This is a genomic window from Pseudomonas morbosilactucae (assembly GCF_023241665.1).
In the GTDB taxonomy this organism is placed as follows: domain Bacteria; phylum Pseudomonadota; class Gammaproteobacteria; order Pseudomonadales; family Pseudomonadaceae; genus Aquipseudomonas; species Aquipseudomonas morbosilactucae.
Genome location: NZ_JALQCX010000028.1, coordinates 172,748 through 187,796 on the forward strand (window position 1 = coordinate 172,748; position 15,049 = coordinate 187,796).

Here is a 15,049-nt window from a genome sequence, read left to right on the forward strand (position 1 = left end):
CCCCTACATGACAAGGGCTGACTTTTTGGTCGATTGGTGCCCTGAGGACGTATAAACTTGCCCATCGCGTCGGCCAACATCTAACTCGACGCCATAGATCAAGAGAGTGAGTAATGGGCGCACAGTGGAAGGTTAAACACAAAGAAGCAGCAGCCAACGCCAAGGGCAAGATCTTCGGCAAGTTGGTGAAAGAGATCACCATTGCTGCACGCAACGGCGCAGACACCGCCACCAACGCCCACTTGCGGCTGGTGGTCGAGCAGGCGAAAAAAGCCTCGATGCCCCGTGAAACCCTGGAACGGGCGATCAAGAAAGGGTCGGGCCAGCTCGGCGAGACCGTGCAATACCATCGCGTGACCTATGAAGGTTTTGCCCCCCATCAGGTGCCGCTGATCGTTGAATGCGTGACTGACAACATCAACCGTACCGTGGCGGAAATCCGCGTGGCGTTCCGCAAGGGCCAACTGGGCGCTTCGGGTTCGGTGTCCTGGGATTTCAACCATGTGGGCATGATCGAAGCCTCGCCAGACACCCCGGACGCCGATCCGGAACTGGCCGCCATCGAAGCCGGTGCCCAGGATTTCGAGCCGGGTGAAGAGGGCGCGACCCTGTTCCTGACCGAGCCTGCGGACCTCGACGCGGTGCAGAAGGCATTGCCTGAGCAGGGCTTTACCGTGTTGTCGGCCAAGCTCGGCTACCAGCCGAAGAACCCGGTCAGCGGCCTGACCGATGAGCAGATGGCCGAAGTCGAAGCCTTCCTCGAAGGCCTGGACAACCACGACGACGTGCAAGACATGTTCGTCGGCCTGGCCGGTTAAGACCGAAACTCGCCAGCAAGCTCGCTCCTGCACACTGCTGTAGGAGCCAGCTTGCCGGCGAAGCTGTTAGAGCGCCGCCAACCCCCGCGCCACTTGCACAAAATCCGGTCGTGCCAGCACCTCCGGCTGACAGCATTGCTCCACCAGCGTCTGCAGCTTTTTCCGCTGCTCCTCGGCCAGCGACCCATCCCCACGTTCCAGCAACTCCTCCAGCAAGATGCCGAAGGCACGCACTTCCAGGCGTTGCAGCGCACGGGTGTGTACGGAGTCGTTCTGGGCATGGAAAGCGGCCGCGCCGAAATCCCCCAACAGGCAGTCGCCCTGTTCATTCCACAACAGGTTATGGCCGTAAAGATCGCCGTGGGTGATGCCCTGTGCGTGCAAGTGGGCACCCACCGAGGCGACGCCACTGGCCATGCGCAGTATCACCTCGGCGTTGTAGCGTGCGTCGGCCGGGTAGATGTCCCGGGAGCAGGAGTCCAGGCTCGGCAGCCCCGCCAGGTTGCGATAGCTGGGGTCGATCAACTGCATCACCAGGCCGTTTTGTCCGTCGGGGTGATCGGCAATACGGCCCTCGACCCGAATCAGGTTCGGGTGCAGCCCAGCGCTGACGCAGGCGTTCATTTCATGCAACGGCGAGCCGTCGCTGGTCATTTCACCCTTGTACAGCTTGACCGCCACCGGGCGCGCCGGCTGCTGCGCCGGTTGCCACTGGGCCTGGTAAATCACCCCGGATGCACCTTCGCCCAAACGCTGCTGCAGGGTCAGTTCGGACCAGGCGATACAGGCGGTGGACGCCAGGGCCTCGGTGCCCGCCTCTGATTCCAGTGGGTTGCCCGCGTAGGCCAGCCACGTCAGGCGTGGCAGGGCCAGGAGAAACGGCGGCAGTGCCCGCAACTGGTTGGCGGCGATCCGCAGCAGCTCCAGGCGGTGGCACTGGCTCAGGCTCTGGGGCAGGGCACTCAGGCGGTTGCCGGAAAGCATGAGTTTTTGCAGCAGCGGGCGCCGGCCCAACTCCTCTGGCAGTTCGCTGAGGCGGTTGTCGGTCAGGATCAGCCAGCGCAGTAACGGCGGCAGGGCTTCGGCGGGCACCCGTTCGATCTGGTTGGCCTTGAAGCCGATCATGCTCAACTGCGCACATTGGCCCAGGCAGGCGGGCAGTTCGGTAAAACGGTTGTCGGAGCAGAACAGGATCCGCAGGTGCGGCAGGCGATGCAGGTCATCGGGCAGGCTGCTCAGGGCATTGCCGCTCAGATTGAGTACTTCCAGGGAGTCGGCGAGGTCGAAGATTTCTCGCGGGAACTGCGTCAGCCCGCAGGACAGGTCCAGGCGCTTGAGCCCGGTCAACTGGCCGGCTCGCAATTGGGCAAGGGTGTCGGTCAACGCGTCAGCACTCGTCAGGGGCGGGCGGGGCCCGCAAAGGGCCGCATGATAACGGCTGGGGCGGGCGCCTGCTCAGCCGATCGACGTCTGCGGGCCGACTTCCCGTAGCTGGCCCAGGCGGCTGCGGGTGCGCGCCAGGTCAATGGCATCGCCGCCGAGGCTTTCCCGCAGGGGCAGTTCGCTGATCAGCACCAGGTGTTTGTCCTGGTCGTAGAGCACGTCGATCAGGTTGATAAAACGTTGCTGGGTGGCAATGGGGCAGTCGTCCAGGGCGGGCAGTTCGTCGATGATCCAGGTGTCAAAGCGCCGGCTCAGTTCCAGGTAATCCATCACCGCGGTGGGTTGTTCGCACAGGTCGGCGAACTCGAAACGAATGCTGCGCTGCTCGCACTGGCGGGCCCGTAATTGCCGGGCACCGACCTCCAGGGCTAGGGCGGGGGCGTGGCGCTCCGGCAGTTGCAAGGCGCTGCGCTGGGCCGCGCTGCCCGGCCAAACGTACTGGCCCTGGGTAAAGAGTTGCTGGTTGTGGGAACGGGCCTGGCTGCGGTAGTCATGGGGGCCGCCGACTTCCATCACCTGCATGCGCGCGTTGATCAGGTCGATCACCGGCTTGAAGCGCGCGTGATACAGCGGGTTGGGCAGCAGCCCCTCGGGGGCGTAGTTGGAGGTCACCAGCAGCAGGATGCCGCGTTGGAACAGGGCCTTGAACAGGCGGGTGATCAGCATCGCGTCGCCGATGTCATGCACGTGAAACTCGTCGAAACACAGGACCCGGCAGTCGTGCAGCAGCTCATCGAGGGTCGCCGCCAGGGCGTCTGTTGCCTGGCGATGGCGGAACATGCCTTGGTGCAGTTGGGCGAAGAAGTCGTGAAAGTGCAGGCGCTGTTTCTGCGCAATGGGCAGGGCGCGGAAGAAGCCGTCCAGCAACCAGCTCTTGCCCCGGCCAACGGCGCCATACAGGTACAGGCTCTGGATTGTGCGCTGGCCTTGCAGCAGGGCGTCGGCCTGCTGGGCCATGCACTCGATCACCCGCATCTGGCTGTGGCTCAGGGTGTACCCCTGGTCCTGGGCCTTGTGGCGAAAGTAGTCGTGGATCACTCGACCGGAGCCGCTCGGGCGGCGCGCAACCTTGCCGAGCAGGCGGCGCCAGCGTGATTGAACCTGTGCAGGTTTTGGCGGGAAAGCGGCCAATGGTGGTTACCCCAATTATTCCAGGCCGCTCACCTTGAAAGCGGCGTGACAATTTAACCAATAGAAAAGCCGCGGGCCAGTGATCTCTGACGTTCAGGGTGGCCAGCACTTGCTGGATTTTTCCTTTAATTCGTCAGATTAAGGCGCTAACTGGCGGTTTTCAGCAGGGTTGCTAACCTGATTTCTGCAAATGTTTCTCATAAGGATTGGGGCCTTGAATGGATGTAAGGGGTGGGCAGTCATGAGCGCCTTGCTCAGCGCAACGGCGGGGGCCGCGGATTTGCAGGTGCAAGTCCGGGTCGACGTGATGCGTGGCTGCCAACTGGTCGGTCAACAGCGCGAGGCGGGTATCGAGCAGCTCGGTACCCTGGATTTCGGCAGCACCGCGCGCCTGGACGAGCCCGCAGGCCCCTTGGGCGCAGCGCTGGCCAGTGACCGCCAGCCACGCCTGGAATGCAACCCCGACACCCCTTATCAAATGCGTATCGACGGCGGCCTGCATGGTGGCGTCGGTGAGGTGCGTTACCTGGCCAGCAACCAGTCGTCGAGCAAACCCATCCCCTATCGCCTCTACCAGGACCCGGCCCGGCGCATTCCGCTGCCGGTGAATGTGCCGGTCAGTGGGCGGGTGCCGGATTCCGGTACGGTGGATTTGCCGTTGTACGGGCGTATTGAACCCCTGGCCGAGATCCCTCGGGCCGGTGGCTATTCCGATGTATTGAAAGTGACCCTGACCTGGTAAGGCCAAGGTCGTGAATGCTGCCGCGGTGGAACCGGGCAGGCCAAGGAAAACCGTTCATCGTGGGCGGTTCGTGTGGGAGTCCTGATGGAACTGGGATGGGTGCTTTGAACAGCAAGACCTGGACGATGCTCGCCCTCGGGTGGCTGTGGCTGTCGGTGGATACCGCGCAGGCTGCAGTCGATGGGCAGATCCAGGCGCGCCTGGTGATCACGGCCAGTTGCCAGGTGACCAGTGGCGACAACGCGTCCGGCAGCCCGATCACCGACCTGGGCATGCTCAACTTTGGCCAGCAGGGCCCGACCTGGGTCAATCCCATCAATGCCAACCTCAGCAGCGGCAGCGAAAGCCAGGTGCAGGTTGCCTGCAACTCCTCGGTCACCGGCTTCACCGTGACCATCAATGGCGGCCTCAACGGCGACGGCACGACCCGACGCTTGAGCAACGGCCGTCAGACCATTCCCTATCACTTGTTCGTCGATGCTTCCGGTAGCGACAGCTACAGCATCGGCCAGCAGCGCAATTTCGCAGTGAGCAGTGGTCGCCGGATCCCCATTCCGGTGTTTGGCTCGGTGGTCGCGAATACCCGCGCGATTCCGGCAGGGGTCTACACCGACACCCTGACCATCACGCTGGATTGGTAAATCACAAGAGGACACACATCATGCACGCGCTTGTATCCAGGATTGGCTGGTCAGTATTGAGCTTGGCCATGGCCTCCACAGCCAACGCCGCCACCACGGTCACCGGGCAGATCAGTTCGACGCTGATCCTCACCAGCAGTTGCCAGGTCAACGGAGTGGGCGGCAGCACAGGCTTGAACTTCGGGGCCTTGAACTTCGGCACCGCCAACTCGCTGTTCACCACCGCCACTGGCCAAGTGCTGGGCGGCGGTGGCGGTGCGCTGTCGATTCTGTGCTCCAGTGGCACGTCACCGTCGCTGACCATCCAGGGCGGCAGCAACGACGGCAAGTCCACCGGCGGCACCCGTGCGCTGTTCGACGGCGTGGCCAATTATGTGCCTTACGACCTGTACACCGACTCTGGGCATTCGCAGATCGTGGCGATCAACGGGGTGATCAACCTGGCGCCGAGCACCGGGGTGGCGCAGACCGTGAACCTCTATGGCCAGGCGGTGGGCAAGGCGGGGTTGCCGGCGGGGACCTACACCGACACGGTGTCGGTTCAACTGACCTTCTGATGCCATGGCCCGCCACGCTGGTGTGCTGCTGGCGCTGATCTGTGCAGGGGCCTGGCCGACCTGGATTTCGGCGGCCACCAGCCAGAGCTTCCAGGTCAGCGCCACCGTCACCGCTGGGTGCCTGGTGGTGGGCGGTGTCAGCAACTACGGCAGCCTGGCGTTCGGCAGCCAATCGGCGCTGTCCACCAGCACGGTGAGAGTGGCGCTGACCGGGGGGGTGCAGTTGCAGTGCACGCCAGGGGTGACCCTGAACATGACCGTCGACGGCGGGCAGTACAACAGCAGTGGGCGGCACATGCAGCTCAATAGCGGCACGGCACGGGTGGCGTACCAGTTGTATCGGGATGCGGCCTACAGCCAGAGCCTGGGCATCAGCCAAAGCGTGGCGGTGGCTTACAGCGATGCCAATAACATCAGCCTGCCGATTTACGGACAGGTGCAGTTGCCGGGCAATCAGCCTGGGGGGACTTATAGCGACGTGCTGCAGGTGCAGCTGTCGTGGTGATGGGGCGATTCAATAACAAGCCGGCAGGCAAACAAGGAGTAGTCGTATGCATTTACCTTTGCGAGGCCTGTGGACCCTGGGTTATGGGGCACTGCTGGGGTTGGCGCTGGGAGCCTCCACGGCCCAGGCGGCCAGCTCGGTACTGATCTGGCCGATCGACCCGGTGCTGGAGGCCGATCAGCAGGCCAGTGCCTTATGGCTGGAAAACCGCGGCACCGAGACCGCCAACTTGCAGATCCGCGTGTTTGGCTGGAGCCAGAGCGGCTTTGCCGATCAGTACCAGAACCAGCGCGACATCATTGGCAGCCCACCGGTGGCAAAGATCGAGCCCGGCCAGCGGCAACTGGTGCGCTTGACCCGGACCCGTGACGTGCCCCCCGGGCAGGAGTTGGCGTACCGGATCATCATCGACGAGATTCCCTCGGCCAAGCCCATTACCCCGGAAGGGGACGCCAAGAGCGCCGCGGCCATTCGCTTCCAGATGCGTTACTCGGTGCCGTTGTTTGCCTATGGTGCGGGGCTCTGGAGCAAGGCCGACACCACCCGCCAGCGCGACCCCAAGAGCGCCGGCGTGCCGCAGTTGAGCTGGCGCAAGGTGGCGGTGGACGGCAAGGCGTTTTTCGAGCTGCGCAACCAGGGGGCGGTGCATGCGCGACTCACCGATGTCGCCTTCCAGCAGGGTGGGCAGACCCGGCCGTTGGCCCAGGGGTTGTTGGGGTATGTGTTGCCTGGGGCGGTGATGCGCTGGCCGGCGCCTGAAACCCTGGTGGGCGAGCCCAACCTGCAGCTACGGGTCAACGGTGCGCCACAGGTGCAGAGCTTGCCGCCTTCGCCGTGATCGACGGGCTGATTGCCGCCGGTGACGGCATCAACGCTAAGGCGCCTGTTTGGGAGTGATAAAGGCGGATGCGAGCGGGTTGACGCACGCGCCTTGGGATGGAGATGTCCATAGATGGACTTGGACCCGTCATGAGCCAGGATTCGGCTCGTCGTTTTCGGCACTTGCAAGGCCTGCTGGCCGGCCTGTGGGGCTTGCTGCTGGCCCAACCGCTCCAGGCTGGCGAATTGCCTCCACCGCCCAGCAGCCTGGAGTCGGTCGCCGATGCGCAGTTGTTTCTGGAGCTGGTGATCAATCAGATGAACACAGGACGGGTGGTGGCGGTGGAGCAGCGAGCGGGGCAGTTGTTCCTGCCGGTGCAGACCCTGCGCGACAGCGGCATGAAGCTTCCGGAAGGGCTGGGCGCCGAAGTCGGTCTGGACAACCTCCAGGGCCTGCACAGTGAGTACGACAGCCAGGGGCAGCGCTTGCTTTTGGAGGTGCCACCGGACTGGCTGCCGGAGCAGTTTATCGGTAACCGCCAGGCGTACCCCCGAACCCCGGCCCTCAGCAGTTTCGGGGCGTTGCTCAACTACGACCTGTACCTCAATGACACCGATAACGGTGGCACCTACCTGGCGGCCTGGAATGAGGTCCGGCTGTTCGACAGTTGGGGCACCTTGTCCAACACCGGGCAGTACCGGCAGACCCTGTCCGGCATCGAGGGGGCTTCCCTGAACAATGGTTACCGGCGCTACGACACCACGTGGCGCTATTCCGACGACGAGCGCCTGCTGACCTACGAGGCCGGCGACCTGGTCAGCGGCGCCTTGCCCTGGAGCAGCTCGGTGCGCCTGGGCGGTGTGCAGCTGTCGCGGGATTTTGGCGTGCGCCCGGACCTGGTGACGTACCCCTTGCCGCAGTTTGCCGGGGAGGCGGCGGTGCCGTCCTCGGTGGACCTGTTTATCAATGGCTACAAGTCCAGTAGCGCCGAGTTGCAGCCGGGCCCCTACACCCTGACCAATATCCCGTTTATCAACGGCGCGGGGGAGGCCGTGGTCGTGACCACTGACGCCCTGGGGCGACAGGTCTCGACCACGGTGCCGTTCTACGTCACCAGCACCTTGTTGCAGAAGGGCCTGACGGATTTTTCGGTGGCCGCTGGCAACTTGCGCCGCGACTACACCCTGCGGGATTTCGGTTATGGCCCGGGCGTGACTTCCGGCAGCCTACGCTATGGCCTCAGCGACAACCTGACCCTGGAAGGCCACGCCGAAGCCTCGGACGCCCTGACCCTGGGCGGGCTGGGGGGCAACCTGCGGCTGGGCAACTTTGGCGTGCTCAATACGGCCTTCAGCCAGAGCCGCTTCGACGGCAGCAGTGGGCAGCAATTCAGCATTGGCTACCAGTACAGCAGCCAGCGCTACAGCGTGGCCTATCAGCGCATGCAGCGCCGCGATCAATACGCCGACCTGACGGTGGTCGATAGCGCCTACACCAGCCTCAGCCAGCGCAGTGAGCAACTGACCCTGAGCCTCAGCCTGGACAGTTACGGCAGCCTGGGCGCCGGTTATTTCGATGTGCGCGCCGCCGATTCGAGCCGCACCCGGCTGGTGAACCTGACCTGGAGCAAGCCGCTGTGGCACAACAGCAGCTTCTATCTGTCGGCTAACCGCCAAATCGGCGAAAGCCAGTGGGCCATGCAGGCGCAACTGGTGATCCCGTTCGATCTGCACGGCAGCCTGAGCCTGGGCAATGAACGCAGCAAGAGTGGGGAAAACCGCCAGCGGGTCAACTTCAGCCGGTCGGTGCCGATCGAGGGCGGGGTGGGCTACAACCTCGGTTACGCCACGGGCGACGGCGCCGATTATCACCAGGCCGACCTGACCTGGCGCCTGCAATCGGTGCGCCTGCAAGCCGGCGTCTACGGCACCCGCGACGCCGAGACTCGTTGGGCCGATGCCAGCGGTTCACTGGTGTGGATGGACCGCCAAGTGTTCGCCGCCAACCGTATCGACGATGCCTTTGTGGTGGTCAGCACCGATGGCTACAAAGACATCCCCGTGCGCTACGAAAACCAATGGGTGGGTCAGACCGACAAGAACGGCCACTTGCTGGTGCCCTGGAGCAGCGCTTATTACCGGGGCAAATACGAAATCGACCCGCTCAACCTGCCGGCCAACGTGCGCAGCCCGAATGTCGAGCAGCGGGTGGCTGTGCGCCGCGGCAGCGGTTACTTGCTGGAGTTTCCTCTGACCCGAGTGATCGCCGCCAGCGTGGTGCTGGTGGATGCCCAGCAACGGGAGTTGCCCCTGGGCAGCACCGTCACCCATGAGCAGAGCGGGGTGCGCACGGTGGTCGGTTGGGACGGCTTGGTCTACCTGGAAAACCTGGCGGCGCACAACAGCCTGGTGGTGAGCCTGGGCGACGACCAGCAGTGCCGGGTGCAGTTCGACATGGACCTGGAACAGCAGCAGGTGCCGTTGATCGGCCCGCTGGTCTGCCAGTAGTCAGGGTTACACCACGTGCAAGGAGAGTGAAACGTGAACAGGTTCAAAGGATGGCGACACGCAGCGTTGGGGCTCTCGGCGATGGTCCTGGCGGCCGAGGCCCAGGCCTTGTGCACCACGGTGAGCACGACCTCGGCGAACTTCGGTACGGTCAGTTCGATGCTGGTGCGCAGTACTTCGCAACCAGCCTCCACCACCAATGCCGGGTTGAGCTGCACCGGTTCGCTGCTGAGCCTGCTGACCACAAACGACCACTTCTACGCCACCATCAGCTCCACCACCAGCGGCCTGGTCGGGCCCACCGGCGATGTCATTGGCTACACCCTGTACGCCAACAACAGCACCAGTTATCCGATTACCCGGGGCACCCCGTTCGACTTTGCGCGCAACTCGATCATCGACCTGCTGGGTCTGTTGGGCAGCAGCACGGTGGCCAAGACCATCCCCATCTACATGGGCTCGATTACCGGCAGCAATGTGGCGGCGGGGGTCTACACCGAGAACCTGAGCATCTTCTGGAACTGGAACTATTGCTCGGGGATCGGCGCCCTGGGGGTTTGCCTGGGGCGGGACGTCAGCAGTGGCACTCAGAACCTTACGGTGAACATGACCGTGTCCAATGATTGTTTGATCACCGCGCCCAACATCAGTTTTGGCAGCGCCCCGGTGGTTAGCGCCTTTGCCACGGTCACCGGGCAGACCATCAGCCTCAACTGCACCAAGGGCAGCGCCTACACCGTGGGCCTGAGTGACGGCCAGAACCCGGTGAGTGTGGGGGGGCGCCGGCGCATGGTGGCCAGCGGCAATTACCTGGCCTACGACATCTTCAAGAGTGCCGGCACCACCCGCTGGGGCAGCGTCGGCAGTGCCCGTCGCGCCAGTAGCGACGCTGAAGTGTTCCCAGGCAATGGCTTGGGCAACGGCAGCCAGGTCTTCAACTACAACGCGCGGATCTACACCGACCAGGCCACGCCACCTGCGGGCACCTACTTGGATAACGTGGTGCTGGACGTGGGCTTCTAAGGCCCCGGCGAGGGCAGCCGGGTTCAGAACTTCAAGGTGCGCTGCAGCTTCTCGGCCACCGGCGAATCGGCCGGGCTGACCATCGCGTAGTTGTAGCCGCTGTCAGACCAGTAATCGGCCTGCAACTCGCCGTCCCGGCGGCTGCCCCGTGGCAGCAGGTTGTTCTGCGGGCCAGGCGGGCGGATATAGAAGCTGATTTTGTCGCCGCTGGGGCCTTCATACAGCACCATCGCCGCAGGCCCTTGTTCGGTACTCATTAAGCGCCCGCTGACGGCTTTGAAGCCAGCCTCTTGCAGGTCCGGCAGGCGCTTGGCCTGGCTGAAGTAGCGGTCGAGCCAGGCCTGCATGGCGTCGTCGTCCTGCACCTTGAGGTCGGCCGGAAGGATCTGCTGCTGGGCGAACAGGCGATAGGCCTGCAGGGCATCGGTCATGGGGGGCACGGCGCCGGCCTGGGTCAGCCCCCGGGCCTGCCAGCCGCTGAAACCACCCAGGCTGACGGCGAGCAGCAGCACCGCCGCGCTGGCCAGGTAGCGCCGGGATTGGCCTTGCCGGCGCTGGCGCAGCTGTGTGGGGTCCAGTTGTGGGTTGGTCGGCTGTTGCAAGGCCCCGGCCAGGGCCGCTCGCAGTTGCTGAGCGTCGCGCTGCCAGCCCTGGACCTGGGCGGCCAGTTCCGGGTGAGCGGCCAGGTAGGTGTCCAGCAGGCGTCGGTCGGCCTCGTCAAGTCGATGGTCGACGTAAGCATGCAGGTCGTGTTCGCTGGGGGGCAGGTTGATCATTTGAGTCTCCGCAAGGCGGGGCGGGTGATTTCGCCGTCGCTGAGTTGGCGCAAGGCTTGGCGGGCGCGGGACAGGCGTGACATCACCGTGCCGATGGGCACTTGGAGGATGTCGGCGACTTCCTGGTAGCTCAAGCCTTCCACCGAGACCCAGAGCAGCAGGGCGCGTTGTTCAGTGTTGAGTTGGTCGAAGGCGGCCAGGGTCGACTGGGCAATCACCGTGCGCTCTGCTGAAGGCTGGGCGTCGTCGCGGCCGCGAAAAAACTCGAGCATGCGTGCGTAGCGCCGGGAGCGGCGGTGGGCATCGAGGAACTGGCGGTACAGGATGGCGAACAGCCAAGCCCGTAAATCCCCCGCTGGGCGTTTATCGCTCCAGCTCGACAACGCCCGCTCCAGGCAGGACTGGACCAGGTCGTCGGCGCTGCTGGCATTGCGGCTCAGGGACAGGGCAAAGCGCCTGAGCCTCGGGATCAGGGGGCGCAACTGTTCGTCGATTTCGTTCATGGCTGCCTGCAGGTTCGTGGCCAGTCTCTACGCTGGACTAGGAAGACGCCGGCGCACGCAGGTTATTCCAGCCCTCGGAAAATAAACATCGAGTGCCGGGAATAAAGCCGTTCGGGGTGCGTCTGACCGGTTCTTTCCACCTGCGGCCCATGGCCCTGGAGTTGTTCATGGTAGATCACTCATCACCGCCGGCGCGGCCGCCGCTCAGTGCCGCCAGTACCATGCTGCGCCTGGCCGGGATCGCCCTGGTGGTCGCGGCCGTGGTTGCGGCCATGGCCTATGTACGCGGTAGTTTCGACCCGCAGCGGCTGACGCCCAAGGCGTTGGTGGATGTGCTGGAAAAAAACAACGGCGTGCACCCCGGGTTCCGCCGTAATCATGCCAAGGGCGTGTGCGTGGCGGGGTATTTCGAGAGCAGTGGCGAGGCCCGGGCCTATTCCCGGGCCCAGGTGTTCAGCGAGTCGCGCACCCCGGTGGTGGGTCGGTTTGCCTTGCCCAGCGGCAACCCCTATGCCCCGGACAGCAGCGTGCCGATTCGCAGCCTGGCATTGCGCTTTCTCCAGGCCAATGGTCAGCAATGGCGCACCGGCATGAACAGCATGCCGGTATTCCCGGTGGGCACGCCCGAAGCCTTCTTCCAGCTGCAACAGGCCAGTTCTCCCGACTCGGCCACCGGCAAGCCGAATCCGGCCAGTGTGCCGGCGTTCTTTGCGGCGCACCCTGAAGCCGCGCCGTTCCTGCAATGGGTCAAGGGCGCCAAGCCGTCGGCCAGTTATGCCACCGAAACCTATAACGGCATCAATGCCTTTTACCTGGTGAACACCGCAGGCCAGCGCCAGGCGGTGCGTTGGAGCGTGGTGCCCCAGGCGGTGGATGGGCTCGGTGTCAGCGCGCCGCCGGGGGCCGACTTTCTGGCCCAGGACCTGACCCAGCGTCTGGCCGCCGGGCCGCTGCGCTGGCAGTTGAACATCACCTTGGCCGAGTCGGGCGACCCCACCGATGACGCCAGCAAGGCCTGGCCCGCCGAGCGCAAGACGCTGAATGCCGGGACCCTGGTGCTGCAAAGCACCCAGCCCCAGGACAACGGTGCCTGTCGGGACATCAACTACGACCCGCTGGTGCTGCCCAGCGGCATCGAAGGCTCCGACGACCCCTTGCTGGCCGCTCGTTCGGCGGCGTATGCCAGCTCTTATCTGCGTCGCACGAGTGAGGTCAGCCAATTACCTGCCGCCCAGGAGTCCCGCCCATGAGCCCCCAACCGACGTCTTTCGCCCCTTTGGCGCGGCTGCTGCATTGGCTGATGGCGCTGATGATCATCGCCATGCTGTTTATCGGCGCCGGCATGGTCACCTCGGTGTCTGAACGCCACGAGTGGCTGCTGCACCTGCACAAGCCTTTGGGGATTGCCATTCTGTTGCTGGTCATGGTGCGCCTGTTCGTGCGTTTCTCTACTCGGCAACCGCCGTTGCCCGCGGACTTGCCCGCTTGGCAGGTCCTCGCGGCCAAGGCGTCCCATGTGCTGCTGTACGCCTTGATGGTGATCTTGCCGTTGCTGGGCTGGGCGATGATCTCGGCGGCAGGGGACCCGGTGCTGCTCAGCGCCACCTTGCAGTTACCGTCGATCCTGCCGGCCAATGCCAAGGTCTTTGCCTGGCTGCGCCAGGCCCATGGTTATCTGGCGTACCTGTTGTTTTTGACGGTGCTGCTGCATTTGGCCGCGGCCTTGTTCCATAGCTGGGTACGACGCGACGGGGTCCTGAAGAGCATGCTCCATGGCAAGGATTGAGCGTGGCCGGCGCTTGCGGGGTTAATCGGCGCACAGCGGCGTGCGTCGCGGCGCCAGGCTCCACCACCAGTACAGCAGCGCGCTGATATTGATCAGTGCGCCCAAGGTGCAGACGCCCGTCCAGCCGGCCCGGGCATACACCAGCGTGGCGGCAATCGAGCCGCCGGCGCTGCCCAGGGAATAGAACAGCATGTAGGCCGCCGCCAAGCGGCTCTGGGCCTCGGGGCGCACGCTGTAGATCAGGCTCTGGCTGGTGACGTGCACGGCCTGCAAGCCCAGGTCGAAGGTGATGACCCCCAGCAGCAGGGCCCACAACGAGGACGTGGTAAAGGCGATGGGCAGCCATGAGGCCAGCATCAGCGCCAGGGCCAGGCCGCTGGTCCACTGCGCCCAACCGCGATCCGCCAGGTGACCGGCACGGGCCGCCCCTAAGGCACCGGCGGCGCCGGCCAGGCCGAACAGGCCTATTTCAGTGTGGGACAACGACCATGGCGCTGCGCTGAGGGGCAGCACCAGCGGGGTCCACAACACGGTGCCGGCAGCAAAGATCAGCATCGCCAGCACGGCCCGGTCGCGCAGCACCTTCTCTTGCCGAAATAATCCCCACAACGAACCAATCAACGGCCCATAACCACCCACCACGGGCGCTGGACGGTGATCGGGCAGGACCCGCCACAGCGCCAGGGCCATCAGTAAGGTCAGCCCGGCGGACAGCAGGTACACCGAGCGCCAGCCGCCCAAGTCGGCCATGGTTCCGGCCACGGTGCGGGCCAGGAGAATACCCATGACGATGCCGCTGGTGACGGTGCCGACCACCTTGCCCCGTTCGCCCGGCGCGGCCAGGTTGGCCGCGTGCGCCACCAGCACTTGGGTGACCACCGCCAGCAGGCCGTGCCGGCCATGCCCAGCAGCAACCCGGTCGCGCTGGGTGCCAGGGCCACCACCAACAAGGCCAGCACCGACAACAGCATTTGCACCACGATCAGGCGCCGCCGATTGAGCAGGTCGCCCAGGGGCACCAATAACAACAGGCCCAGGCCGTAGCCGACCTGAGTCAGGGTCACCACCAGGCCAATGGTCGAATGGGGTATGCCCAGGCTCTGCGCCATGGCGTCGAGCAGGGGTTGGGCGTAATACACATTGGCTACGGCCAGCCCGCAGGCCATGGCGAACAGCAACACCTGCACGGTCGGCAGGGTGCTGGTGGGGCTGGCAAGGGCAGGGGATTGCGAGGGCATCGAAGGCTCCGGACGTGTGGTTGCTTTATGAAACCAGTTGTACGGTAGTGAGGCTGGTTTTATATTGCAACCACTTTCCCTGTTGTCATCAGCGAGCCCCTTCATGGTCAAGCGCACAAGCCTGCAAGGCGCCGAATGCCCGGTCGCCCGTTCACTGGATGCCATTGGCGACTGGTGGTCGCTGTTGATCATTCGCGATGCATTCGATGGGATTCGCCGTTTTGGCGAGTTCCAGCGCAACCTGGGGATGGCCAAGAACATCCTGGCGGCGCGTTTGCGCACCTTGGTGGCCCACGGGATTTTCCAGGTGGTGCCGGCCTCCGATGGCAGTGCCTATCAGGAGTACGTGCTGACGGAGAAGGGCCAGGGCCTGTTCCACTTGATCATCGGCTTGCGCCAGTGGGGCGAACGGTTTTTCTACGAAGAGGGAGAGGCCCACTCACGGATGGTCGATCGTGAACGGGGGCAGCCGGTGCAGCCCCTGGAGTTGCGCTCGGCGGACGGGCGCCTGCTGGGGCCGCAAGACTGTCGGCGAGTGGCCCCGGAGTAGCGCTCGACC

The 15,049-nt window shown here is 64.5% G+C and carries 15 protein-coding genes and 1 pseudogene; 11 read left to right on the forward strand and 5 right to left on the reverse strand.

What is annotated here, in order from left to right:
• Positions 1-113: 113 nt before the first annotated feature.
• Positions 114-818, forward strand: coding sequence for a YebC/PmpR family DNA-binding transcriptional regulator (locus M1B35_RS16065; RefSeq protein WP_123335412.1), 705 nt, complete (start codon positions 114-116; stop codon positions 816-818).
• Positions 819-884: 66 nt separating this feature from the next.
• Here the strand turns inward: M1B35_RS16065 and M1B35_RS16070 are convergent, their stop codons facing one another.
• The gene (locus M1B35_RS16070) at positions 885-2,201 is read right to left on the reverse strand and encodes a leucine-rich repeat-containing protein kinase family protein (protein ID WP_268262490.1); all 1,317 of its coding nucleotides are present in this window, start codon (positions 2,199-2,201) and stop codon (positions 885-887) included.
• A 72-nt stretch (positions 2,202-2,273) separates the two neighbouring features.
• Positions 2,274-3,392: a cell division protein ZapE gene (gene zapE / locus M1B35_RS16075; RefSeq protein WP_268262491.1), complete on the reverse strand. Its 1,119-nt coding sequence runs from the start codon at positions 3,390-3,392 to the stop codon at positions 2,274-2,276.
• A gap of 241 nt (positions 3,393-3,633) precedes the next feature.
• On the opposite strand from zapE, the gene M1B35_RS16080 reads away from it, so the two are divergent.
• The 7 genes from M1B35_RS16080 (at position 3,634) to M1B35_RS16110 (ending at position 10,187) form a co-directional block, all read left to right on the forward strand.
• Positions 3,634-4,134, forward strand: coding sequence for a Csu type fimbrial protein (locus M1B35_RS16080; protein ID WP_185039363.1), 501 nt, complete (start codon positions 3,634-3,636; stop codon positions 4,132-4,134).
• Positions 4,135-4,238: 104 nt separating this feature from the next.
• Entirely contained in the window at positions 4,239-4,775 is a 537-nt protein-coding gene (locus M1B35_RS16085) for a Csu type fimbrial protein (protein ID WP_123336090.1), read from the forward strand.
• Between the two features lie 20 nt (positions 4,776-4,795).
• Positions 4,796-5,332, forward strand: coding sequence for a Csu type fimbrial protein (locus M1B35_RS16090; protein ID WP_268262492.1), 537 nt, complete (start codon positions 4,796-4,798; stop codon positions 5,330-5,332).
• A 4-nt stretch (positions 5,333-5,336) separates the two neighbouring features.
• The gene (locus M1B35_RS16095) at positions 5,337-5,837 is read left to right on the forward strand and encodes a Csu type fimbrial protein (protein WP_123335420.1); all 501 of its coding nucleotides are present in this window, start codon (positions 5,337-5,339) and stop codon (positions 5,835-5,837) included.
• A 46-nt stretch (positions 5,838-5,883) separates the two neighbouring features.
• Positions 5,884-6,675, forward strand: coding sequence for a fimbrial biogenesis chaperone (locus tag M1B35_RS16100; RefSeq protein WP_123335421.1), 792 nt, complete (start codon positions 5,884-5,886; stop codon positions 6,673-6,675).
• Between the two features lie 131 nt (positions 6,676-6,806).
• Positions 6,807-9,164 carry a fimbria/pilus outer membrane usher protein gene (locus M1B35_RS16105; RefSeq protein WP_123335423.1) on the forward strand — a complete coding sequence of 786 codons (2,358 nt, stop codon included), beginning with the start codon at positions 6,807-6,809 and terminating at the stop codon, positions 9,162-9,164.
• 81 nt (positions 9,165-9,245) lie between these two features.
• Positions 9,246-10,187, forward strand: a complete 942-nt coding sequence (locus tag M1B35_RS16110; protein ID WP_123335425.1) for a Csu type fimbrial protein — start codon at positions 9,246-9,248, stop codon at positions 10,185-10,187.
• Between the two features lie 23 nt (positions 10,188-10,210).
• On the opposite strand, the gene M1B35_RS16115 is transcribed toward M1B35_RS16110, so the two are convergent.
• Both M1B35_RS16115 and M1B35_RS16120 read right to left on the reverse strand, forming a co-directional pair.
• Positions 10,211-10,963, reverse strand: a complete 753-nt coding sequence (locus M1B35_RS16115; RefSeq protein ID WP_268262493.1) for an anti-sigma factor family protein — start codon at positions 10,961-10,963, stop codon at positions 10,211-10,213.
• Positions 10,960-11,466, reverse strand: coding sequence for a sigma-70 family RNA polymerase sigma factor (locus M1B35_RS16120; RefSeq protein WP_268262494.1), 507 nt, complete (start codon positions 11,464-11,466; stop codon positions 10,960-10,962). Before M1B35_RS16120 ends, M1B35_RS16115 begins: the two co-directional genes overlap by 4 nt.
• 167 nt (positions 11,467-11,633) lie before the next feature.
• On the opposite strand from M1B35_RS16120, the gene M1B35_RS16125 reads away from it, so the two are divergent.
• Together M1B35_RS16125 and M1B35_RS16130 are read left to right on the forward strand one after the other, a co-directional pair.
• Positions 11,634-12,716, forward strand: a complete 1,083-nt coding sequence (locus M1B35_RS16125; protein WP_268262495.1) for a catalase family peroxidase — start codon at positions 11,634-11,636, stop codon at positions 12,714-12,716.
• Complete coding sequence (locus M1B35_RS16130) at positions 12,713-13,252, forward strand: cytochrome b (protein ID WP_268262496.1); 540 nt, start codon at positions 12,713-12,715, stop codon at positions 13,250-13,252. Before M1B35_RS16125 ends, M1B35_RS16130 begins: the two co-directional genes overlap by 4 nt.
• 21 nt (positions 13,253-13,273) lie before the next feature.
• On the opposite strand, the pseudogene M1B35_RS16135 reads toward M1B35_RS16130, so the two are convergent.
• Positions 13,274-14,490 (reverse strand): annotated as a pseudogene (locus M1B35_RS16135) (MFS transporter).
• A 103-nt stretch (positions 14,491-14,593) separates the two neighbouring features.
• Here M1B35_RS16135 and M1B35_RS16140 point away from each other — a divergent pair.
• The gene (locus tag M1B35_RS16140) at positions 14,594-15,040 is read left to right on the forward strand and encodes a winged helix-turn-helix transcriptional regulator (protein WP_123335436.1); all 447 of its coding nucleotides are present in this window, start codon (positions 14,594-14,596) and stop codon (positions 15,038-15,040) included.
• The last annotated feature ends 9 nt before the right edge of the window (positions 15,041-15,049 follow it).